The following is a 21,776-nucleotide window of genomic DNA, read 5'->3' on the forward strand; positions in this document are numbered from 1 at the left end:
TCGGGTGCGCATGGCACTGACCTTCTCCCCGTCAAGCCCCAGGTGTCAAGCGTGTGGGACGGCCGTCTCAGCATTTGGGCGACGCCGGCGAGTGCGTCAGCTGGTCCGCCACCCCCTCCTGCTGTGCGGGCAGCGTGCCGGCGCCCCGTGCGACGGGCAGCGCCCCCGCGACGGCCACGGCCGCGTCCCGGCCCTCGGGGTGCTCCTCGCCGTACCCGGAGACCCCACCACTGCGAGTGGACTCGGGCACCGCGTAGACCCCGCGGGCGAGCGCCCCACGCAGCCGGTGCTCGTCCAGCGGCCCGGAGAAGACCGCACCCTGACCATGGGTGCAGCCCATCTCACGCAGCAGCGTGGCCTGCTCCGGCAGGTCGACGCCCTCCGCGACGGTGGTCAGCCCCAGGTCCCCCGCGATCCGCAGCAGCCCGGAGGTGATCTTGCGCTGCCGGGTGGACTCCAGGATGCCGTCCGTCAGTCCCCGATCCAGTCGCAGAATGTCCACCGGGAGCCTGCGCAGCGCCGAGATCGCCGCATAGCCACTGCCGAAGCCGTCCAGCGAGATCAGCACCCCCAGCCGGCGCAGCGCGGTGAGCCGCCGCTCCAGCTCGTCCAGCGGAATGCGCGGATCGCTGTCCGACAGCTCCAGGATCAGCGCTCCGGGCGCCCCCGGCACCCCGGCGTTGGCCGCGGGGGCACCCAGCGCGGTACCTCCCGTGGGACCGGGTGCCGCCGCCAGCCCGTGCCGGGCCAGCAGCGCGCCGATGCTGCGCGGCTCCATGCCCGGCTCGGTCAGCCGCCGCGCGGGCAGCCGTACGGTCACCGGTGCGCCGTACCCGGCACGCTGCCGGGCGGCCGCTTGCTGAACCGCCTCCTCCAGCAGCCATCGGCTCACCTCGGCGGCCCGCTCGCCACCGGCCCCGCGCGCCTCCCGCGCCGAGGCGCCCTCGGTGCGCAGGAACTCCGCGGGAGTGAACAGGATGCCCTGGGCCGAGCGCCAGCGCGCCTCGGCCGCGACGGCGGTGATCTTTCCGCTGGCCAGCTCCACGATCGGCTGGTGCAGCAGTGCGAACTCGCCGTCGTGCAGCGCGCTGCGCAGCCGGGCCGCCAGCTCCGCCCGCTTGACCACCTCGGCCTGCATCTGCGGCGCGTACAGCTCCACCCGGCCCTTGCCCGCCTGCTTGGCGCGGTACATGGCCAGATCGGCGTTGCGCATCAGGGCGCTCGGCGTGATGCCGGGCTCCGCGAAGGCGATACCGATGGAGGCGGCGACCCGCAACTCCGTACCGTCGACGCGGTACGGGTCGGAGAGGGTGATCCGCAGCCGGTCGGCGATGTCGTGGATGCGCAGCTCGCGCTCGGCGTCCGGCATCCGTCCGGGCTCGCCGTCGCCGCGGATCAGTACGGCGAACTCGTCGCCGCCCAGCCGCGCCGCGGTGTCACCGGAGCGCACGGAGTCGTGCAGCCGCCGCGCCGCCTGCACCAGCAGCTCGTCGCCCGCCTGGTGGCCGACGGTGTCGTTGACCGCCTTGAAGCCGTCCAGGTCGATGAAGAGCACGGCCGTGCCGCAGTCGCCGCCGCGACGACCGCCGATGGCCTGCCGGACCCGCTCGGTGAACAGCGCCCGGTTGGGCAGGTCGGTGAGTGCGTCGTGCGAGGCGTTGTGCTGCAACTGCGCCTGCAGTCTCACCCGTTCGGTGACATCCCGGCTGTTGAAGATGAGCCCGCCCTGATAGCGGTTGACCGTGGACTCGACGTTGAGCCAGTGGCCGTCACCGTGCCGGAAGCGGCACTCGATACGGGTGCTGGACTCCTGGTCCGCCGAGGTGGCCAGGAAGCGGCGCAGCTCGTGGTTGACCTGGCCCAGGTCCTCGGGGTGGACGAGGGAGGACAGCTCGCAGCCCTCCATGTCCTCCGCTTCCCGCCCGTAGACCCCGGCCGCCGCCGGGGAGACGTAGCGGAGCAGGCCCGTGGCGGCGGTGATCATGATGACGTCGCTGGAGCCCTGGACGAGGGAGCGGAAGTGGTTCTCCTTCTGCGCCAGCTCCCGGGTCAGTGTGATGTTGTCCAGCAGCATGATGCCCTGGCGCAGCACCAGCGCGAGGACGACGGTGCAGCCGGTGTAGAGGACGACGGGGTCGATGTCGTGGCCGTCCACCGAGTTGTAGAGGATGCCCAGCGTGCACACGGCGGCCGCCAGATAGGGCGTCAGCGCGCTCAGCGAGCCGGAGATGGGCCGACTGGGGTGGGTGGCCCGCGCCTCGGCCTGCCGGTCCGTCGCGGCCATCGGCTGAGCGGGAACGGGGTCCGCCTTCCCCTTCTTGTCGTCGGTGGCGCTTCTGCTGCCCTTGCGGGTCTTGCCGACCCATGGCGCGTAGGCGAGGAGCAGCGAGCCCGCGAACCAGCCGGCGTCCAGCAACTGTCCGGAGGCGTAGTGCTCGCGCAGTATCGGCGAGGTGAACAGCGCGTCGCACAACACCGTGAGGGCGAGCGCCCCGATCGCGGTGTTGATGGCGCTGCGGTGCGCCGAGGAGCGCCGGAAGTGCAGCGCCAGCACCATGCTGACGAGCACGATGTCCAGCAGTGGATACGCCAGGTTCAGCGCCGCCCTGGCCACCGAGTCGCCTGCCCAGTAGGACGTGTGGGCCAGCGCCAGCGACCAGGAGAGGGTCAGCAGCGAGCCGCCGATCAGCCAGGCGTCGAGGCTGAGGCAGACCCAGCCGGCGCGGGTCACCGGGCGTTTGGCGAGCACCAGCAGTCCGACGATGGCGGGCGGCGCGAACAGCAGGAAGCAGAAGTCGGCGAGGGAGGGGCGCGGCACCTGCTGGCCGAGCACCAGTTCGTACCAGCCCCATACCCCGTTGCCGAGCGCCGCCATCAGCGAGGAGACCCCGAAGAGCACCCAGGCCGGGCGGCTGGCCTCCAGCCGGGCGCGTGCGGCCGACTCGTAGGCATCCGCCGCCTGGGCGGCCTCCCGCCGCTGAGTGCGCGCATACCACAGGCACGAGCCGCCGGCCAGCAGTGCGGCGGCGCTGAGTCCGAAGTCGCCCATGAAGACGGCGACGGTCTCGGAGCCCCAGCCGCAGGCGGCACCCACGGCGTAGGCCGCGCAGACCACGATGAGCGCCAACTGCGGCAGCACCACCACGCGTCCGCCGGTGTCGGAGCCTCCTCCGCACGGCTCCGACGAGCTCGGCCGTGTCGGCCTGGCAGATGTTCCGCTCCAGTACGGGCCCCGCCTGGGGGCCGTTTCATGGGTGATCATCGCGCCACCCCTGGAGACGGGGGCCACTTGACGGAGCCGGCCCGGCCGTTGCGGGACGCGCTCGGCAGGGTGCCGCAACGCGGGGGTTGTCCTTGGAAGTCGGGATGTCCGCAGGCGCTGTCCTTGCGTCCCGCGCGGCAGTTCGTCCGTTGATCGTGCATTCGCCCGTCGCCCCCCTCGTGTCCGGGTTTCGCCCCCCGATCGGGACGATACACCAGGTTCGTCACTCAGGGACATAGTCCCAATACAGACCGTAACCATAAGAGGGAAGCTCGGTACAGGGTGCAGTCGTACGCATCCGTAGAGTGGCCCCTGACGGCCCGAGGGTGTTTACCGGAACTACGCCACGGCCATCGTGTTCTCCAGCTCCTCACCGGCCGCCCAGCGCCTCAGCTGCGCGACGAGCAGCCTTCTGGCACGGGGGTGGAACGCTGAAGTGATCCCTCCGAGGTGCGGAGTGATCAGCACACCGGGAACCCGCCACAGCGGGTGGTCCTTGGGCAGGGGTTCCGGATCGGTCACATCCAGCGCCGCCCGCAGCCGTCCCGGAACGCCGTCTTCCGCGCCCAGGGCCGAGGCGGGGGTGCCGGTCTCGGCGAGCAGCGCCTCGGTGTCGACCACGGCCCCGCGCGCCACGTTGACCAGCAGTGCCCCGTCCTTCATCCGGGCGAGGAAGTCCGCGTCGACCAGACCGCGGGTCTGATCGGTCAGCGGGGTCGCCACTATCACGACATCGGCCAGCGGGAGCAGCTCGCCGATCTCGCTCAATGGCCGAACCGGACCCAGCGGAGCGTTTCGCGCCGAGCGGGCGACACGGTGCACGGCGGCCACCTCGAAGGGCAGCAGCCGCTTCTCGACGGCCTCGCCCACCGCGCCGTAGCCGACTATCAGTACCGTGCGGTCCGCGAGCGCCGGACGGAACCCCGGCAACCACTCGCCTCGGTCCTGCGCACGGACACATCCGGGCAGGTCACGCAGGGCGCCGAGGGTGAGCGCGAGGGCCAGTTCGGCGGTGCTCGCGTCGTGCACACCGCGGGCGTTGCACACCCGCGTTCCGGTGGGGAGGCGTGGGATGGCGGAAGCGATGTGGTCGATCCCGGCGGTGAGGGTCTGGACGACCCGCACACCCGTCATCCGCGCGAGCGGCCGTACGGCGACCTCGGCACCCGCGTAATAGGGGACGACGTAGAAGGCGCAGTCGGCCGGGTCCGCGGGGAACTCCTGCTCCCCGGCCCAGTAGCGGTACGTCAGGGTGTCGGGCAGGCCCTCGACGCTCTCGGGCGGGAGCGAGAGCCAGATCTCTGTCGCAGCAGCCATGGGGAGAGACTAGTCGGCGGACCGCACCGGCAGGTCCGGGGTGTCCCCCGGACCAGGTCCGGAGGACGGTGTGACAGAAGCAAACGTGTGTGGCACCGGGGGCAACCGTTACGTTGGGGGCCGTCCGGGAGGGAGCGGGAACCAGGTGGAGCGCAGGACAATCGGTGCGGCAGCTCTCGGCGTGGGCGCCGTGGGCCTCGGCTGTATGCCGATGAGCTGGGCGTACTCCACCTCCGAGCAGCACGGTGAGAGCTCGCTGCGCGCGGTGCACACCGCGCTGGACGCGGGGATGTCGCTGCTGGACACCGCGGACATGTACGGCCCCTTCACCAACGAGCTGCTGATCGGGCGGGCGTTGAAGGAACGGCGCTCCGAAGCGTTCGTCTCCACCAAGTGCGGACTGCTGGTCGGCGAACAGCACATCGTCGCCAACGGCCGGCCCAGCTATGTCAGACGCGCCTGCGACTCCTCGCTGCGCAGGCTGCAGACCGAGGTCATCGACCTCTACCAGCTGCACCGCGCCGACCCGGAGGTACCGGTCGAGGAGACCTGGGGTGCGATGGCGGAGCTGGTGACGGCGGGCAAGGTGCGCGCGCTGGGCTTCTGCGCGGTGGGCGCCCGCGCGGACCGAAGGGCGGGCGCCGGTATCCACGACGGGACCATACGACAGCTCGAACGTGTCCAGCAGGTCTTCCCCGTCAGCGGTGTACAGGCCGAACTGTCGGTGTGGTCCCGCGAGGCGCTGGAGACGCTGCTGCCCTGGTGCGAGGCGCGCGGCATCGGGTTCCTCGCCGCGATGCCGCTGGGCAACGGCTATCTGACCGGCGCGCTGACCACCGGGGGCGGTTTCGAGCCCGACGACGTACGGGCCCGGCACCCCCGCTTCACCGCCGAGATGATGGCCGCCAACCAGCCCATCGTCGCCGGTCTGCGCAGGGTGGCCCGCCGCCACGGCAACGCCACTCCCGCGCAGATCGCCCTCGCCTGGGTACTGACCCAGGGCCGCCATGTGGTGCCGGTTCCCGGTACGAAGAAGGCCCACTGGGTCGCCGAGAACGCCCGCGCCGCCGACCTGGCCCTGACCGCGGAGGACCTGGCCGAGATCGCCGGGCTCCCCGCGGCGCAGGGCTCCTGGGAGTGAGGGCCTCGCGGACCCGGGCAGCGCGGGGAACGGCCGGTCCCCGCGTCCCACGGGCGGGGACGGGGGCCGATGTGGTCCCCTGTGGGAGGGAGCCGCTTGCCGAGGATGAGGAGCCGCAGCGTGCGACGTAGGACGGGTGTGAGCATCGGGGTGGCCTGTGCGCTGGCGCTGAGCGCGGGATGTTCCGGCGGAGACGGGGACGGCGACGCGGGGGCGCAGCCCTCCCGGGGAGAAGGGCGCTCCAGCGCCGCCGCCACGCCCCCCGCCGCACCCGCCAAGGGCTCCGTGAAGGTCGACAAGACCCTCACGACCGGGCTCAAGTCCCCCTGGGGCCTCGCGCAGCTGCCCGGCGGCGATCTGCTGGTCTCCTCACGCGATACGGGAGAGATCCTGCGCGTCGACGGCGACAGCGGCAAGAAGACCGAGGTCGGCACCGTGCCGGGCGTGGAGCCCGGTGGCGAGGGCGGGCTGATGGGGCTGGCCGTACCGCCGGACGGGGCGCAGGCCGGGAAGATGGTGTACGCGTACTTCACCTCCGCGTCCGACAACCGCATCGTGCGGATGGTCTACGACGACAAGAAGGAACCCGGCGAGCAGCTCGGCGCCCCGGACACCATCCTCAAGGGCATTCCCAAGAGCCAGCTGCACAACGGCGGACGCATCGCGTTCGGCCCGGACAAGATGCTCTACGCCGGGACCGGCGACGCCGGCGACGGCGAACTCGCCCAGGACAAGGACTCGCTGGGCGGCAAGATCCTGCGGATGACGCCCGAGGGCGAGCCGCCCGGACGCGGCAACCCCGAGCCGGACTCGGTGGTCTACAGCTGGGGGCACCGCAATGTGCAGGGCCTGGGCTGGGACCGCGACAAGCGGCTGTGGGCCTCCGAGTTCGGCCAGGACACCTGGGACGAGCTCAACCTGATCGAACCGGGCGAGAACTACGGCTGGCCGGACGCCGAGGGCAAGAGCGACGACAAACGCTTCCGCAACCCGGTCGAGCAGTGGCGCACGGCCGAGGCATCACCCAGCGGACTGGCCGTCGCCAAGGGTTCGGTGTGGATGGCGGGACTGCGCGGGGAGCGGCTGTGGCGCATTCCGCTCAAGGGCGGGGAACCCGCGGCGGCCCCCCAAGCGTTCCTGAAAGGAAAATACGGACGGCTCCGGACGGTCGTCGCCGACCACGGCACCGGTGGTGGCGACGGACTCTGGCTGGTCACGAGCGAGACGGACGGACGTGGCTCACCGGAGAAGGGGGACGACCGCATCCTGCGTCTCCAGGTGCGCTGAGGGTGGTCGGATGTTCAACCTGATCGAGGAGCTGTTCTCGCCGAACAGCAAACACGCGGACGACGAGCAGCGACGGCTGGAGCACACCCGGGTGCAGGAGGGCAGCAACGACCCCGGCAAGGGGCCGATCGACCTGACCTCCGGCCAGGTGCTCATCCGTCCACCCGGGCAGCGGACCGAGCCGGCGCTGTGCCCCGGGCCGCGCCCGGAGCCGGAGCCGCCGCGGCCCGAGCGGCACTCGGCGCCCCCGGGGCGCTGAGCCCGCTCGCGCCGACCAGCCGCAGCCGGAAGGCCATCGCCGCCGCCTCACCGCGGGTGGCCACGCCCAGCTTGGCGAGGATGTTGGAGACGTGCACGCTCGCCGTCTTCGGCGCGATGTGCAGCTGTTCGGCTATCTGCCGGTTGCTGCGGCCCTCGGCGACGAGCTCCAGCACGCCGCGCTCACGCCGGGTGAGACCGAACGACTCGGCGGGGTCGGCGGACACGGGCGCCGTCGGCCGCGCCCGGTCGTGCTCCGCCGCTCCCCCGCGGTCCAGCGTGATCCGCGCGCGTACCGCGAGCTGTTCCGCCTCGGTCCGCAGCGGCGCCGCGCCCAGCCGTTCGGCAACCGAGTGGACCTGCCGCAGCAGCTCCTCCGGGCGCGGGGAGCCCTCGTGCGGTGTGCCCCCGCCCTCCAGCAGCGCCTCGGCCCAGCGCAGCCGGGCGCGGGCCAGCGGAAGAGGCCGGCCCACCGGTTCCAGAGCCAGCGCCGCGGCCTCCCACGGCTGCGGCTCGTTCCGCCCCTCCGCCCGCTTCAGCTCGGCCTCCAGCAGCAGCGCGTAGCCCTCCCACACCGGCGCGGGCCGGGGCAGCTGCCGGGCGGCGCGGCGCACCTCGGCCAGCACCGGGCCCCGCCCCTGCTCCGCGTCCGGCAGACCGCGCAGCTCCGCCTCCCAGGACGCTGCGGCGTACAACAGGGCCCAGGCGTGCGGGTGGGCGCCCGGCGGGAAGCCCTCCCGCAGTGCCGAGGCCAGCTCGGCGCGTGCCGTGCCCAGTTCACCGCGCTCGGCCGCCAGCACCATGGTGAAGTACCGCAGCGCGACCACCTTCTGCGGCTCGTTGGCCGGGGAGCTGCCCATGGTGGCCACCGCTTCCGCCACGGCGGTCTCCAGCCCCGGCAGGTCCCCGCGGTCACGGGCCAGCCGGGCGTGCAGCAGCGCGACCCAGGCGCGTACGTCGGCGACGCGCGCCGCGTCCCTGGCCCGGTCGAGGAGTTCGGCCGCCCGCTCCCACTCCCCCGTCGACAGCAGTGCCTCGGCCTGTCCGGCGAGGGCTCCCGCATAGGAGTTGGGGCGTCCGCGCTCATGGGCGACGCGGGCCGCGCGGGCCGCTTCCTCGGCCGCCTGCGCCGAGCGGCCCACCGCCTCCAGTTCGACGGCGATGTTGATGGCGGCGCAGGTCATCACGGAGGTGACCCCCGCCTCGCCCGCCTCGTCCCGCGCCCGGGCCAGCTCGGCCAGGCCTTCCTCCAGATCGCCGGATTCGGCGAGCAGGGTGCCGAGGGTGACCCTGGCCTCCAGTTCGATGGCGGTCGCACCGACGACCCGGGCCAGCTCTACCGCGCGCACGGCCGTGGCCAGCGCCTCCCGGCCGGGACGGTGGACCATGCCCCAGCTCGCGGCGCTGGAGAGTACTTCCGCGTGCACGGCCGACGGCGGAAGCCCGCGGACCAGCTCCTGGGCCTTGGCGATCTGCTCCCATCCGTCGCCCTTGCCCATCTCCTCCAGCAGCAGCCCCCGCTTCAGCTGGAACCAGGCGGCGCTCAGCGGGTCCTTCGCCTCGTCCAGCCGGGCCAGCGCACGGCGGGCGAGCACCTTGGCACGCGCCACATCGCCGCTGATCCGGGCGGCGACGACCGCCTCGGCCAGCACCTCGACGAAGGACGGCGGCCGGGAGAAGGGCTGGGTACCGTCCCCCGCCCGAGCGGACGGGAACGTCCGCGGGACGCGCAGCGCCGGCAGCGCGGCCCTGGCCTCCTCGGGCACCTCGTCCCACAACTCGATGACCCGCTCCAGCAGTTGGTGCTCCTCGGCGTACGCGTGCCGGTGCCGGGCCGCGACCGAGGCGGAGAGCGCGGCCGGCAGCGCCCGGGCCGCGTCCCGGCTGCGGTGCCAGTAGTGCGCCAGGCGCGCCAGCCGCTCCTCGGCCCGCACCAGCGACGGGTCCGCCTCCAGCGCCTCCGCGTAGCGGCGACTGATCCCGGCCAGCTCGCCGGGGAGCAGGTCCTCCCGTACCGCCTCGCGCAGCAGGGCGTGCCGGAACAGATAGCCGGAGCCGTCCTCGGTCGGGCGCAGCACATTGGCCTCGACCGCCGAACGCAGGGCCTCCAGCAGCGCGTCCTCGCCGAGCCCGGCGACGGCGGCCAGCAGAGCGTGCTCGACGGTCGATCCCCCGCCCGCGGCGAGCCGCACAACGCGCTGCGCCGGCTCGGGCAGCGCTTCGAGGCGGACGAGCAGCAGGTCGCGCAGCGAGTCGCTGATCGCGCAGGCGGCCTCGGTGGCGGTCAGCTCCTCGACGAAGAAGGGGATGCCCTCGGAGCGGCGGAAGATCTCCGCGGCCAGTTCGCTCGCTGGCTCGGTGCCGTTGATACCGGTGATCTGGTCGCGCACCTCGGCCCGGGTGAGCCGGGGCAGATCCACACGCAGGACGGTACGCAGCCTGTCCTGCTCGGCGAGGAACGGGCGCAGCGGGTGGCGGCGGTGGATGTCGTCGGTGCGGTAGGTGGCCAGCAGCACCAGCCGGCAGGCGCGTACGGAGCGGAAGAGGTAGCCGAGCAGTTCGCGGGTGGAGCGGTCGGCCCACTGCAGATCTTCGAGGGCGACGACCAGAGTGCGGTCGGCGGCCAGCCGTTCCAGCAGCTGGGCGGTCGCCTCGAACAGCCGGGCACGTCCGCCGTCGGCGCCGTCGTCGTACTCCTCGCGCAGCGGCGCCGTCGGCCCCGGCACCGCCAGGTCCGGCAGCAGCCGGGCCAGTTCGGCTTCCCGGCCCTCCGCGGCGGCTGCCAGCGCGGCGGGCGGCACGGCGCTGCGCAGACCGCGCAGCGCCGTGGTGAAGGGCGCGAAGGGGAGGCCGTCGGCGCCCAGTTCGAGACAGCCGCCGAGGGTGGTGACACCGCCGGACGCGCGGGCCCGGGCCAGGAACTCCTCCAGGAGCCGGGTCTTGCCCACACCCGCCTCGCCACCGAGGAGCAGCGCCTGGGGCGCGCCCTTGTCCGCTACCGCGAGGGCCTCGGTGAGCGCGGCGAGTTCGGCGGTGCGGCCGACGAAGACGGGGCTGACTGTGGTTTGCAGGGGCACGTCACTCAGCATGGCATCCGGCACCGGCCCAGGGCACCTGTCTTGTCTGCGGGCGAACACCTGCCGGCGGTGCGGACGGCCCCGCTCATGCCGCCCGGACCCACACCGGTTCGTTCTCGTCCCGGCCGCGGCGGCTGCGACGGAGCCAGGAGCGCGCGGTGCCCCGCTGCTCCCGGCGGGCGGCCCTGGCCATACGGACCAGCCGCTCGTGCTCGGCCTCGCGGCGCAGGTCGTCCATGCGGTAGTGGTGCCGGCTGTTGCTGAGGTCGTACAACATGACGGTGGCCCCCTCGGGGAGTGGTGCGGAATGGCGTACTCCCACACTGCTTCCTGAGGGGGCCCCGGCACATCGGGCAACTGCCCCGTCCTGGCGGCCCGGAAGCCTTAGGCCGGCCCGCTGCCGGCCCTAGACGAGTAAGTCCGAAGTCTCCGGGGGCATGAAGCGAGGGTCTCGTTGGTTCGTTTGTGACGACAAACCTCGAGACCCTCGCGACAGCACTGTACGTGAAGATCGATGACGCTCTGGTCCGAACGCGGCGAGGGGGCCGCCCACCCAGGCTGACGGATGCCGAGCTGTTGACGCTCGCGGTGATGCAGGCCCTGCTCGGTTTCGTCTCCGAGGCCCGCTGGCTGCGCTTCGCCCGCACCCACCTGGCCGCCGAGTTTCCCTACCTGCCCGGGCAGTCTGGCTACAACAAGCGCCTGCGAGCTGCGGACACGCTGATCAGCACATTCATCCGCACACTCGCCCGGGACAGCGACCTGTGGCACGACGATGTGTGGATCGTGGACTCCACCCCAGTGGAGTGCGCCCGCTCACGGCCCACCGTGAAGCGTTCCGACCTGGCCGGCTGGGCCGGGTACGGCTACTGCCCCTCACACTCCCGGTACTTCTGGGGCCTGCGGCTCCACCTGGTGTGCACCCCCGGCGGCCTACCGATCGCCTGGGCCCTGGCCAACCCCAAAATCGACGAACGCGAGGTGCTGGCCGGCATGCTCACCGGCGACCAGGACCTGCTGGCCACACACCCCGGGCAGACGATCGTCGGCGACAAGGGCTACGTATCCAAACACCTCGACGCTTTCATGGCCGAGCACGGTCTGACCCTGCTGCGGCCCAGCTACCGCTCCCTCAAGCCGCGGGCTGGCGAACACCTGCTCAAGCCCATCCGCCAACTCATCGAGTCGGTGAACGACACCCTCAAAGGCCAGCTCGACCTCGAGCGTCACGGGGCGAGAACCCCCGCCGGCGTCCTCGCCCGTGTCGGCCAACGGATCCTGGCCATGACGGCCGCGATCTGGCACAACCGCACCACAGGCCGATCCATCACACGATCACTGATCGCCTACGACCACTGACCAAGCCTTCGGACTTACTCGTCTAGACCACCGGGCAGGGTGCGTAGGTACCCTCGCCCGCCCTCACTGGCCGGCGGAGGAGGGCACCTCGGGCTGCGCAGCGAACAGGTCGAAGTACATGCCGCCCGCGACGACGAGGCCGATCAGGCCGAGCACCACTCCGCCCAGCGCGACGGCCTTGACCCAGCCGCGCGCCTCGGGCCGGCCGCTGAGCGTCGCCAGCAGCAGACCGCCCACCACGAGCGCGAGGACGGCGAAGATCCCGTTGACCACGGCGGCCGTGTGCCAGGGTGCGCCGTACAGAGCGTTGACCTGATCGGCCGCCGAGCCGCCGGAGCCCTGGGAGTTGCTCTTGATCTGCCCAAGGAGGCTCTTGCGCTCGCGCAGCATCTCGCTGAAGGAGGTGCCGGTCAGCGAGGCCAGGCCGAGACCGGCGCTGACGACGGCGAAGGCGCCGCCGGCCCAGTCGCTGCGCCGGCCCGCCGCCCGGTCCTGGGCGTCGAGTCCGGCCTCCTCGTCGCCGTCGCCGTCATAGGCATCGTCGGCGTTGTCGGCGGCGTCGGCGTTGTCGGCGTCGGCGGAGTCCTTGCCGCGCAGGTCGTCGGCCGGTCGGGCAGGTGTCTCCTTCTCCGCGACCGCCTCGTCGGCCGGCTCGTCGGCGGGGGACTTCTCAGTCGTGGTCTGCGTGGTCTTCGTGCTTTCGGTAGCCATGGGCGGCCACCGTAGGGGCGGTTTCTGAGAGACCGATGAGAGACCCGGTGCGCTGTCCCACCAGCGGTACGTCCACGCTCACCGGGGCCTCGGCGTCGCCGTCTTCATGGCCGCTGGTGTCCGGCTCGATGCTCAGGCGCGGCAGCCGTCGATCCAGCCACTGCGGCAGCCACCAGTTGGCGCCGCCCAGCATGTGCATCAGGGCCGGCACCAGCAGCGTACGCAGCACGAACGCGTCCAGCGCCACAGCAGCCGCCAGGGCGATGCCGAACATGGCGATGAGCCGGTCACCGCTGAGCACGAAGCCACCGAAGACGGAGATCATGATGACCGCCGCGGAGTTGATCACACGGCTGGTCTCCGAGAGGCCCACCCGCACGGCGCGTCTGTTGTCACCGGTCAGCCGCCATTCCTCGTACATCCGGCTGACCAGGAAGACCTGGTAGTCCATGGACAGCCCGAAGAGCACCGAGATCATGATGACCGGCAGGAAGGGCTCGATGGGCCCCGCGCTGCCCAGCCCGAGCAGTTCGCTGCCCCAGCCCCACTGGAAGACGGCGACCACGACGCCGAAGGCGGCGGCGACGGCCGCGATGTTCATGACCGCGGCCTTGACCGGGATGCCGATGCTGCGGAACGCCAGCAGAAGCAGCAGACAGCCGAGCCCGATGACCACACCGGCGAAGAGCGGCAGCTTGCCGACGATGATGTCGGCGAAGTCGTCGTGGCCCGCGGTGGTCCCGCCGACCAGGACCTCCATGGTCGAGCCCTCCTCGGCCTGCGGCAGCACGTCGCTGCGGAGCCGGTCCACCAGATCCGAGGTCGAACGGGACTGCGGGGAGCTGTCGGGCACGACGGTGATCACACCGGTGTCGCCGCTGCCGTTGAACTCGGGGCCGCTGACCTGAGCGACACCCGGGGTGTCCCGGATCTCGCCCCGCAGGTGGTCGAAGGCCAGCTTGTCGCCGGCCCCGTCCAGCTCGCCCACCAGTGTCAGCGGACCGTTGGTGCCCGGCCCGAAACCGTCCGCGAGCATGTCGTAGGCCTGGCGGGTGGTGCTGGCTGCCGGGTCGTTGCCCTGGTCGGAGGTGCCCAGGTGCAGCCCGAGCGCGGGCAGCGCGAGCACGGCCATCAGTACCGCGGCGACCGCACCCAGCAGCCTGGGATGCCGCTCCACGAAGGCCGACCAGCGCATGGCGAAGCCCGTGGGCCGGTCGGGGCGCGGACCGTGCTCGGTCAACTGTCGCCGCTCACGGCGGCTGAGCGCCCGCATCCCGATGAAGCCCAGCAGGGCGGGCAGCAGCGTGATGGAAGCGGCCACGCTGAGCAGGACGGTCAGACAGGCGGCGATCGCCACTCCGTTGAGGAAGTCGAGCCGCAGGATGAACATACCCAGCAGCGCGATGCAGACCGTGGCCCCCGCGAAGACCACCGCGCGCCCGGAGACCGTCACCGCGCGACGCGCGGCCTCGACCACCGGCAGCCCGGCCCGCAGCCCCCGTCTGTGCCGGGTGACGATGAACAGCGCGTAGTCGATACCGACGCCCAGCCCGATGAGCATGCCCAGCATCGGCGCGAACTCCGCCACGGTCATCACCTGGCTGAGCAGTCCGATGCCGGCCGCCGCCGTACCGACCGCGACGACGGCCGTGATCAGCGGCAGAGCGGTCGCGGCGAGCGAGCCGAAGGCGAGGAAGAGGACGATGGCGGCCGCCGCCAGCCCGATGGCCTCGGCCAGGTGCGCCTTGGGGGCCTCGGCCGCCGCCACGCCGGAACCGCCCGCCTCGGCCTGCAGGCCGATATCCGCGTCGGAAGCGTCCTGGATGGTCGCCACGACGCGCTGGACCTTCTCCTTGCCGAGCTCGTCGGTGGGCTTGTCGAAGGTCAGGTCGGCGTAGGCCGTGTGCTCGTCCTCGCTGATCTGTCCCCCACCCTGCGGGCTGTAGGGGGACTGGACGGAGGCGACGCCGGGCAGCTGCTCGACCTCGCGCAGCGTCTCGGCCATCCGCTCCTGGACGGCGGCGGCGCGCACGGTCGTCCCGTCCGTGTGCCACACGATCGTGTCACTGCCGCCGGCCCGGTCGGGGAAGGCGCTCTCCAGGCGCTGCGCCGCCTGGCCCGACTCGGTGCCCTGGGCACCGTAGTCGTCGGAGTAGGAGCTGCCGATGAGTGACGAGGCCGTCACGGCGCCGCCGAGCGCGGCGAGCCAGAGCAGCAGGACGATAAGGCGGCGCCTCAGGCACCAGCGGGCAAGTGCGGTCACGGGCGGTCGCCTGCTCCCGGGTGTCGTACGGGCACGGGGTGGGGGGTTGCGGCGACCCCTGTCCGCCGCAGCTGGATCTCCCGGTCGAAAGGTGCCGGGAGGAGCGGGGTCCGAGGCAATCGAACGCCTCGCCTCAAGGACCGCTTTCCTGCAGAGTGCCACCCCGAAAAGATCGACTGCGGCCTTTGTGGCGATACCCACAATGCCCGTGGCCCGGCATCTCCCCGTGTAACCGCCCCCTCACCACATGGCGGCCGGGCCGGTGTGTTCAGCCCGTGTCGCACCGTTACGCCGATACGCGGACTTCGGCTCGCCCTGCGGGTGAGCGGTCACCCCGGCGCGGTCACCGGGCAGCGTGCGCGGCGTCCGTACAGACCGCCGGGGAACACTCCTGGTCCCACGGTCGTAGGTACCCATTAGCCTGTGGGAGCCGTCCCGCGACCGCACCGCGGTGGTGGAACGGCCGAACGCAGGCCGCATGGTCGAAGCACGCACCGCACGGGATGGGGGACGGTCGTTACGTATGCCCAGGGAATTGCAACGCGGCCACAAGGCCAAGATCAGTGATCTGACGGCGGGCACGGATCTGTACGTGGGCGTACAGATCGCCGGAGCCGGACTCTCCTTCGACATCAGCTGTTTCGGGCTGGATGAGCAGGAACGGCTCTCCGACGACCGCTATTTCATCTTCTTCAACCAGCCCAAGTCGCCGGAGGAGTCCCTGCAGCTCCTCGGGGCGCAGGCCGGGGACACCGAGTCCTTCCGGGTGACGCTGGAGCGCATCCCGCAGCAGGTGCAGCGGCTGTCGTTCACCGCGACGATCGACGGCGCGGGCCAGATGTCGCAGGTCGGACCCGGTTACATCCGGCTGGTGGCGGGCGGCGAGGAGGTGGCCCGCTACCCCTTCGACGGCTCGGAGTTCTCCACCGAGCGCGCCGTGATGCTGGGGGACATCTACCGGAAGAACGACGTCTGGCGGTTCGCCGCGCTCGGGCAGGGCTTCGACGGTGGCCTGGACGCGCTGCTGAAGCACTTCGGCGGCGAGGTGCTGGAGGAGGAGCAGCCACCCGAACCGCAGGCCGCGCCCGGTTTCGCGCCACCGGGAGGGGGCGCGCCGCCGCAGCAGCCCGCGCCTGGCTTCGCCCCTCCGCCGGCTTCCGCGCCGGAGCCCCAGGCGGCTCAGCCCCCGGCTCCCGCCCCGGCGCCTGCACCGGCTCCGCCAGCCCCGGCCCCGCAGGCCCCGGCCCCGCAGCCGCAGGTGGCCCAACAGCCGCAGGTGCCGCAGCAACCGCAGCAGCCGTACACGCCCCAGCAGCCGCAGCCGCAGCCGCAGCCGGCGGCGCCGGACGTCCATGGGGCGCCCACCATGACCGGCCCCGTCCAGCCACCCCAGGCCCCACAGCCGCCGCAGCAATACCAGCAGCACCAGCCACCCCAGCCCCAGCAGCCCGGGCCACCCGGACCTCCCGGACCCCCCGGGCCTCCCGGTGGGCAGCAGCTCTCCAATCCGTTCGCCCAGCAGGCGCCGGGCGGCGGCTACGCCGCCCCGCAGATTCCGCAGGGCCCGGCGGCGGGCATGGGCGCGGTGCTGCAGAAGTACCACGAGCTGCCGACCGGCCAGCGCTGGACGCTGCAGAACCCCTCCCTCGTCCGTGCGGACATCGGCGTCGACGGCCAGCCCGTGCTCGCCAAGCAGGGCAGCATGGTGCTCTACCAGGGGAAGGTCGACTTCTCCTACAAGGGCGCCGGGTTCACCGGCCGCGTGGTCGGCAACGCGACCGGCCAGGAGATGCAGCTGATGCGCTGCAGCGGCCGCGGCCAGGTGTTCTTCGCCGAGAACGCGGCGCACGTCCACCCCGTGGAACTGCAGGGCGACGCGATCTGTGTCTCGGCCGACAACGTGCTCGCCTTCGACGAGTCGCTGCAGCACGAGGTCCGCCGGATCGAGGGCCACGGCATCCCCGGTGGTGCGCTGTTCACGATGCAGTTCACCGGTACCGGCACCGTGGTGGTCAAGACGCAGGGAACCCCTGTCGTCCTCCCCGTCACCCCCACCACGTTCGCCGACGCCCAGTCGGTGGTGGCGTGGTCGGCGGCGGCGCAGGTCATCGTCACCAGCCAGGTGCGACTGCACCGCAACGCCTACCCGGGGCACAGCGGGGAGACCGTGAACCTCCAGTTCCGCGGTGCGCCCGGCAACTTCATCGTCGTCCAGCCGTACGAGGTCTAGGGGGAGCCCGTCATGAACCAGCCGGCACCACTCGCGGGCTACGCACCCGCTCCCGTGGCAGCACGTATGCAGAACCACGGGTCCCACATGGTCAAGGTGGCCATGCAGTCGGGCCAGGACCTGTTCGCCCGGCCCGGCTCGATGGTCGCCTACGAGGGCTTCGTGCAGTACGAGGCCAATCCGCCCGCCGTCCGCCAGATGGCCTCGCAGTGGCTGACCGGCGAGCAGAACCCGCTGATGCTCTGCCGCGGCGACGGCCTGCTCTATCTGGCCGACTACGGCGCCGACGTGGTGTGCGTCAACCTCAACGAGGAGTCGCTGTCGGTCAACGGCACCAATCTCCTCGCCTTCGACGCCCACCTGCAGTGGGGCGTCGAACGGGTCAAGGGGCTCGCCAAGTTCGCGGGCCAGGGGCTGTTCAACGTCGGCATCCGCGGTACCGGCTGGGTCGCCCTGACCTCGCGCGGCACCCCGGTGGTCGTCGACTGCGGGCGCGGTGAGGACGAGACGTATGTGGACCCGGACGCGCTGGTGGCCTGGTCCAGCGGTCTGAAGATGAAGGGCAAGCGCAGCATGAAGGCCGGGGCACTCATCGGCCGGGGCAGCGGTGAGGCGTACCAGATCGCGTTCTCCGGGCAGGGCTTCGTGGTCGTCCAGCCGAGCGAGGACAGCACGGACCGCATCCGGGTCCGGGGCTGACGGGAAGCCGACGGGGAAAGGGAGAACAGCCGTGCAGAGTACGCTCTTCGGATACGCCGAGGTCCAGACGCAGGACCGCTACGCGGCGCAGAATCCGCAACTGCTGCGGGTGCAGCTGACCGGTCACGACGATGTGCTGGCCCGCAAGGGCGCCATGGTCGCCTACCAGGGGCTGCTGGAGTTCGACGCCGAGTTCCAGGGGCAGGGCCGGCGCCGGGGCCCGGCCCGCGAGCAGCTGCCGCTGATGCGCTGCTCCGGTCAGGGGACGGTCTTCCTCGCCAATCTGGCGCAGTACGTGCATGTGGTCGACGTCGACCGCGACGGCCTCACCGTCGACGCCTCGTACGTCCTGGCCATGGACTCCACCCTGCACCACGAGATCATCTCCGTGGACAGCCAGTTCGGCATCTCCGGCACCGGTGCCTACAACCTCAACATCACCGGTCAGGGCAAGGTGGCGCTGATGACCTCGGGCCAGCCGCTGCTGCTGGACGTCACCCCGGACACCTACGTCAACGCCGACGCGGACGCGGTCGTCGCCTGGTCCACCGGTCTGCGCGTCCAGATGCAGGCCCAGACCTCCTCCCAGGGCGTCTGGCGCCGCCGCGGCAGCACCGGCGAGGGCTGGGAGCTCTCCTTCATGGGCCAGGGCTACGCCCTCGTCCAGCCCAGCGAGCTGCTTCCCCCGCAGAACGCCGACATCGGCGGGGGCCCGCGCGCCCAGTACGGCATGGGCTCCCAAGGCGCCCGGGGCCAGAACCAGGGCAACATCTTCAGCAACTGAGGCCCGACAGGTTTCAGGTCACAGATACCGAGGCCTCAGCGCCTCTTCGGTGGCCTCCCGCCAGGCCCGATAGGACGGCACCTTGTCCAGCACGGTCAGGTCGGTGTGCTGGACAAGGATGTCGGCGTCGTCCTGGAGCACGCTGTGCGCGTTCCGGCCCAGAAGCTGGTCCCACACCTGCTTGGGGCCCAGCTTCAATTTCCCTTTGCCCTTGCCCTTCTCTGAGGACGTCACCCGCTTCTCCACCTCGGCAGGTGTGCTGTAGGGGTAACGGCTGATGTCCAGTCCGGGGACGACGGCTGCGAGAGCGGCCTTGTCGGCGAGCATCCAGGACTCGGTCATCAGAACGGGTACGAGGGCTACGGACTCCCCTGCGCGTTTCTCACTCTCGGCCCACTGCCTCAAATGTGCGACGTAGTCGTGTGCCTTGTCCGCAGCGTCCCAGTCGCAGTGGACGAAGAGTAAGTCGCAGTCGCGGGCGAGTGATTTCGCTTCGGCGAGCACGTCGGCTGCTGACTTGTTCGTCCACACGTCCGGAGAGGTGTCGCAGGAGTAGACCTCGACGTACCGGTCGGAGTGTTCCACAAGCGCGGCCAACTGTTTCCGGATCAGCGCTTCCAGATACCGGCTGTCACTGTTGCCCTCGACCAGCAGCCCCGGTCGCAGCGGAAGCTCCTTCACGCCGCCTCCTGCCCGAGGCGTCGCAGCATCCTGGCAACCTGGTCCGGGGAGACGGACTCCTCCGGCACGTCGTCCCCGGCCCGCAGCGGCAGCGCTCGTGTCACACGGGAGACCGTACGGTCCTGCGGATTCGTCCGGTGGACCTGCATCAGGAAGACAAGGCTGCCGCTGAGATCTGTGCGGAGGGCCGCGAGCAGGGCCGGCGAGTGTGTCGTGGCGATCAACTGCCGGTACGGCTCGTGGAGCCGATCTGTCGGGACACCAGCTCCACGCCGCAACCTGCGCACCAGGTCGGCAACGTGTGCGGGATGCATCCCGTTCTCCAACTCTTCGACGCACAGGGTGCCCGGCCGCAGCGGATCAACACTGGCGGCGAGCAGACCCAGCATCCGCAGTGTCCCGTCGGACAACAGCGAGGGGACCATCCACCCGGTGTGCTCGAACTCGACCTCGAAGTCGAACTCGCCCCGCCGTTCGATCAGATACGGCCGCACGTCGCTGAGCCCTTCGATCAACCCGGCGCAGTCGGCGACGAACCGCCGCCAAACTGCTGGATCACCGCGCTCCAGCCGTGCGAGGGCCAGCGCGAGATGATCCCCGTGCGGCCCCAGCGGGGCCTCTGGCCCGGCGGGCGACAGTTGCCGCATGATCTCGGGGCGGAGCTGTAGCGGCTCCCAGCCACGGCATTCGCGGGCCAGGAGGTGGAGCAGTTCCTCCGCTCCCGCTCCGGGAGAATATCTGTACCCCACCCGCGCGATCTCCGTGCTGTCCCGCGCCAGAAACCGCTCCCTGGCCTCCCGCATCGCAGACAGCACCTCGGCGCCCAATCCCGCATTCCCCGTCCAGTCGGTCGACTGAAGGCTGCTGACCCAGACAGCGCTCTTGTGCGGGACAAGCACCGGAACGTCGGGCAGCCCCCCGCCCTGATCCCGGCGCTCCACAGTCACCCGCACCCGCAACGGCAAGGGCCCCTCGGGAACGGCAACCACCATCCCCACCTCGACCGAGAACTCACGTCGCTGCGACTGCCCGGCGACGCCGCTTCGATGAAACAACCCCTTCGGCGAGAGCCGGGGGTCGTTTGCGACGGTGGCCTCGAACCCGCTCAGCACAGTCCCGGCAACCAACCGCAGCGCGTCGAACAGGTTCGACTTCCCGGCGCCATTCGGTCCCAGCATGATCAGTGACGGCGGCACGTCGAGATGGAAGTCGACGAACGACTTGAAGCCGTCCACTCGGATCTGCGTGATCATCTCTCCACCTTCCGCCATACCGACCTGCGACCGCGTCCCGCAGTGGCCACACTAGTCGCGCAGCCCACAAGCCGCCGTCGCAGAAAACGCTGCTGCTCCATCGCCACACGCAGATCGCAGACCCAGCGGCGGTACGCGGAGACCTTGGCGAGGCTCTCCAGACATACGGTCTGCCCCAACCGGTCGAAATCCCGTTCCGCGTCGCGGCGACGGCCGAGAGCGTCGTTCAGAACGGCCTTCGGGTCGGCGACCCTTTCCACATCGTGCGGAACCTGCCAGGCGGTGTCCCGCATGGGAGTGGCTTCGCGCAGTGCCTCTAGGTCCGTCAGCATCCACGCCTCGGTTTCCCGTACCGGCACGAGCGGAACGATACGGGCGGCGTACGCCGCGAGCGCTTCTCGCACCGCTTCCGCTTTCCCTCGTTCGTTGTGATCGTGGTGGATCAGGACGATGTCGAAGTACCGAAGCAGTTCCATCACCTCTCGCACGACCGAGTCGCGAGGGGCCACAGTGAAGCATTCGCCGGTGACCACTCCCGAGTAGTCGAACCCGACCGCTCACTCGCAGGCCAGTGCAGCAACCTGCCGGTCGATGAGAGGGCAGAGAAACCACTGGTCGCTGCGCCCTTCGGTGAGCAGGGCCAGGGTGAAGTACCTACGCGCCACGGCTGAACCGCCCAACGCGATCGAGGTACTTGCGTACTTCCACAGGCGTCACGAAGGTGCCCCGCTCGCCTTCCTGGGCGACTGGCCGGGCACGCGTCACTCGACGTGGCGACTGCCCGTCGCCGAACCGGGTTACGGAGTCCAGAAAGATCACTGAATCGGGGGCCTCTTCCAAGGCCGCAGCGAGAGCCACGGGCGAGTGCGTGGTGACGAGCGTCTGCCTGCCGTGTCCTTCCGTCAGCGACTTGAGGTCGCTCACCCTGCCGCGCAGCCGCGACAGCAGCGTGGGGACCCTGCTGGGGTGGAGCCCGTTCTCGGGTTCTTCGACGTGTAGCACCGCCTCTGGGAGCTGCGGAAAAGGTTCGTCGTCCCCGGGATGACGGTAATCGCGGGCATTCTCGACCACGACACTCACCCGCAACGGATCAGGCGGGTCCGTGTACTGGACCGTGGCCGTCACCCGGAGCTCGCCGTCCACGATGACATCGGCCGCGATGCGCATCATGTCAACCGGCTCGCCGTCCGGGCCGCGCCGGAACAGGTCTTTCGGTCCTCCGCGCCGTGCGTGGTCGACCAGCGTCTGTCCCGTGGGTTCCCTGATGAGATGCGCCAGCAGATCCACCGCTTCCAGCATGTTGGACTTGCCGGAGGCGTTCGCTCCCACCAGGACGGTGAAAGGGGGCAGCTCAAGAGCGAAGTCCTCGAAGGACTTGAAGCCGTCGATCTCGATGCGGTGATCATCGCCCAGCCCTCCTACCGGCCAAGGCCGTCCGCTGCCGTCGTCCGCTG

General features: G+C 71.2%; 17 protein-coding genes. 7 read left to right on the top strand and 10 right to left on the bottom strand.

Features of this window, described 5'->3' with window-relative positions; translation table 11 throughout:
• Positions 1 to 67: 67 nt before the first annotated feature.
• Both KBY19_RS16995 and KBY19_RS17000 read right to left on the bottom strand, forming a co-directional pair.
• Complete coding sequence (locus KBY19_RS16995; RefSeq protein ID WP_307843530.1) at positions 68 to 3,145, bottom strand: EAL domain-containing protein; 3,078 nt, start codon at positions 3,143 to 3,145, stop codon at positions 68 to 70.
• Between the two features lie 456 nt (positions 3,146 to 3,601).
• Positions 3,602 to 4,579 (bottom strand): 2-hydroxyacid dehydrogenase, encoded by a 978-nt coding sequence (locus tag KBY19_RS17000; protein WP_210956235.1) that lies wholly within the window; start codon positions 4,577 to 4,579, stop codon positions 3,602 to 3,604.
• Positions 4,580 to 4,724: 145 nt separating this feature from the next.
• On the opposite strand from KBY19_RS17000, the gene KBY19_RS17005 reads away from it, so the two are divergent.
• The 3 genes from KBY19_RS17005 to KBY19_RS36540 all read left to right on the top strand — a co-directional run bounded on the left by KBY19_RS17005 (position 4,725) and on the right by KBY19_RS36540 (position 7,266).
• Entirely contained in the window at positions 4,725 to 5,720 is a 996-nt protein-coding gene (locus KBY19_RS17005) for an aldo/keto reductase (RefSeq protein WP_099884509.1), read from the top strand.
• A 105-nt stretch (positions 5,721 to 5,825) separates the two neighbouring features.
• Positions 5,826 to 7,007, top strand: a complete 1,182-nt coding sequence (locus tag KBY19_RS17010; RefSeq protein ID WP_099884507.1) for a sorbosone dehydrogenase family protein — start codon at positions 5,826 to 5,828, stop codon at positions 7,005 to 7,007.
• Between the two features lie 10 nt (positions 7,008 to 7,017).
• A complete protein-coding gene (locus KBY19_RS36540) occupies positions 7,018 to 7,266 on the top strand; it encodes a DUF6191 domain-containing protein (RefSeq protein ID WP_099884504.1) in 249 nt (82 codons plus the stop codon).
• Here KBY19_RS36540 and KBY19_RS17015 read toward each other — a convergent pair.
• On the bottom strand, positions 7,160 to 10,354 hold the full coding sequence (locus KBY19_RS17015) for a helix-turn-helix transcriptional regulator (protein ID WP_185018212.1): 3,195 nt from the start codon (positions 10,352 to 10,354) through the stop codon (positions 7,160 to 7,162). The two genes, KBY19_RS36540 and KBY19_RS17015, sit on opposite strands and share 107 nt — an antisense overlap.
• 73 nt (positions 10,355 to 10,427) lie before the next feature.
• Positions 10,428 to 10,619 (bottom strand): hypothetical protein, encoded by a 192-nt coding sequence (locus KBY19_RS17020; protein ID WP_210956233.1) that lies wholly within the window; start codon positions 10,617 to 10,619, stop codon positions 10,428 to 10,430.
• A gap of 188 nt (positions 10,620 to 10,807) precedes the next feature.
• On the opposite strand from KBY19_RS17020, the gene KBY19_RS17025 reads away from it, so the two are divergent.
• Entirely contained in the window at positions 10,808 to 11,701 is an 894-nt protein-coding gene (locus tag KBY19_RS17025) for an IS982 family transposase (protein WP_210966070.1), read from the top strand.
• Between the two features lie 63 nt (positions 11,702 to 11,764).
• Here KBY19_RS17025 and KBY19_RS17030 read toward each other — a convergent pair whose 3' ends face one another.
• Both KBY19_RS17030 and KBY19_RS17035 read right to left on the bottom strand, forming a co-directional pair.
• Complete coding sequence (locus KBY19_RS17030) at positions 11,765 to 12,412, bottom strand: hypothetical protein (RefSeq protein WP_099884500.1); 648 nt, start codon at positions 12,410 to 12,412, stop codon at positions 11,765 to 11,767.
• Positions 12,372 to 14,675: an MMPL family transporter gene (locus KBY19_RS17035; RefSeq protein ID WP_099884498.1), complete on the bottom strand. Its 2,304-nt coding sequence runs from the start codon at positions 14,673 to 14,675 to the stop codon at positions 12,372 to 12,374. Before KBY19_RS17035 ends, KBY19_RS17030 begins: the two co-directional genes overlap by 41 nt.
• A gap of 523 nt (positions 14,676 to 15,198) precedes the next feature.
• Between KBY19_RS17035 and KBY19_RS17040 the strand changes: the two genes are divergently transcribed.
• From KBY19_RS17040 to KBY19_RS17050, 3 genes are read left to right on the top strand one after another with little or no spacing between them, the layout of a single operon-like run.
• Positions 15,199 to 16,905 carry a TerD family protein gene (locus KBY19_RS17040; protein WP_210966071.1) on the top strand — a complete coding sequence of 569 codons (1,707 nt, stop codon included), beginning with the start codon at positions 15,199 to 15,201 and terminating at the stop codon, positions 16,903 to 16,905.
• A 12-nt stretch (positions 16,906 to 16,917) separates the two neighbouring features.
• The gene (locus KBY19_RS17045; protein ID WP_099884494.1) at positions 16,918 to 17,604 is read left to right on the top strand and encodes an AIM24 family protein; all 687 of its coding nucleotides are present in this window, start codon (positions 16,918 to 16,920) and stop codon (positions 17,602 to 17,604) included.
• 31 nt (positions 17,605 to 17,635) lie between these two features.
• A complete protein-coding gene (locus KBY19_RS17050) occupies positions 17,636 to 18,388 on the top strand; it encodes an AIM24 family protein (RefSeq protein WP_210966072.1) in 753 nt (250 codons plus the stop codon).
• Between the two features lie 18 nt (positions 18,389 to 18,406).
• On the opposite strand, the gene KBY19_RS17055 is transcribed toward KBY19_RS17050, so the two are convergent.
• The 4 genes from KBY19_RS17055 to KBY19_RS17070 all read right to left on the bottom strand — a co-directional run bounded on the left by KBY19_RS17055 (position 18,407) and on the right by KBY19_RS17070 (position 21,735).
• Positions 18,407 to 19,069, bottom strand: coding sequence for a DUF4276 family protein (locus KBY19_RS17055; protein ID WP_210966073.1), 663 nt, complete (start codon positions 19,067 to 19,069; stop codon positions 18,407 to 18,409).
• Positions 19,066 to 20,322, bottom strand: coding sequence for an AAA family ATPase (locus KBY19_RS17060; RefSeq protein ID WP_210966074.1), 1,257 nt, complete (start codon positions 20,320 to 20,322; stop codon positions 19,066 to 19,068). Before KBY19_RS17060 ends, KBY19_RS17055 begins: the two co-directional genes overlap by 4 nt.
• Positions 20,319 to 20,798 (bottom strand): DUF4276 family protein, encoded by a 480-nt coding sequence (locus KBY19_RS17065; RefSeq protein ID WP_247691061.1) that lies wholly within the window; start codon positions 20,796 to 20,798, stop codon positions 20,319 to 20,321. Before KBY19_RS17065 ends, KBY19_RS17060 begins: the two co-directional genes overlap by 4 nt.
• A gap of 178 nt (positions 20,799 to 20,976) precedes the next feature.
• The gene (locus KBY19_RS17070; RefSeq protein WP_210966087.1) at positions 20,977 to 21,735 is read right to left on the bottom strand and encodes an AAA family ATPase; all 759 of its coding nucleotides are present in this window, start codon (positions 21,733 to 21,735) and stop codon (positions 20,977 to 20,979) included.
• Positions 21,736 to 21,776 lie beyond the last annotated feature (41 nt).

It is taken from the genome of Streptomyces sp. B15, from assembly GCF_018070605.1.
Lineage (GTDB): Bacteria > Actinomycetota > Actinomycetes > Streptomycetales > Streptomycetaceae > Streptomyces > Streptomyces smyrnaeus.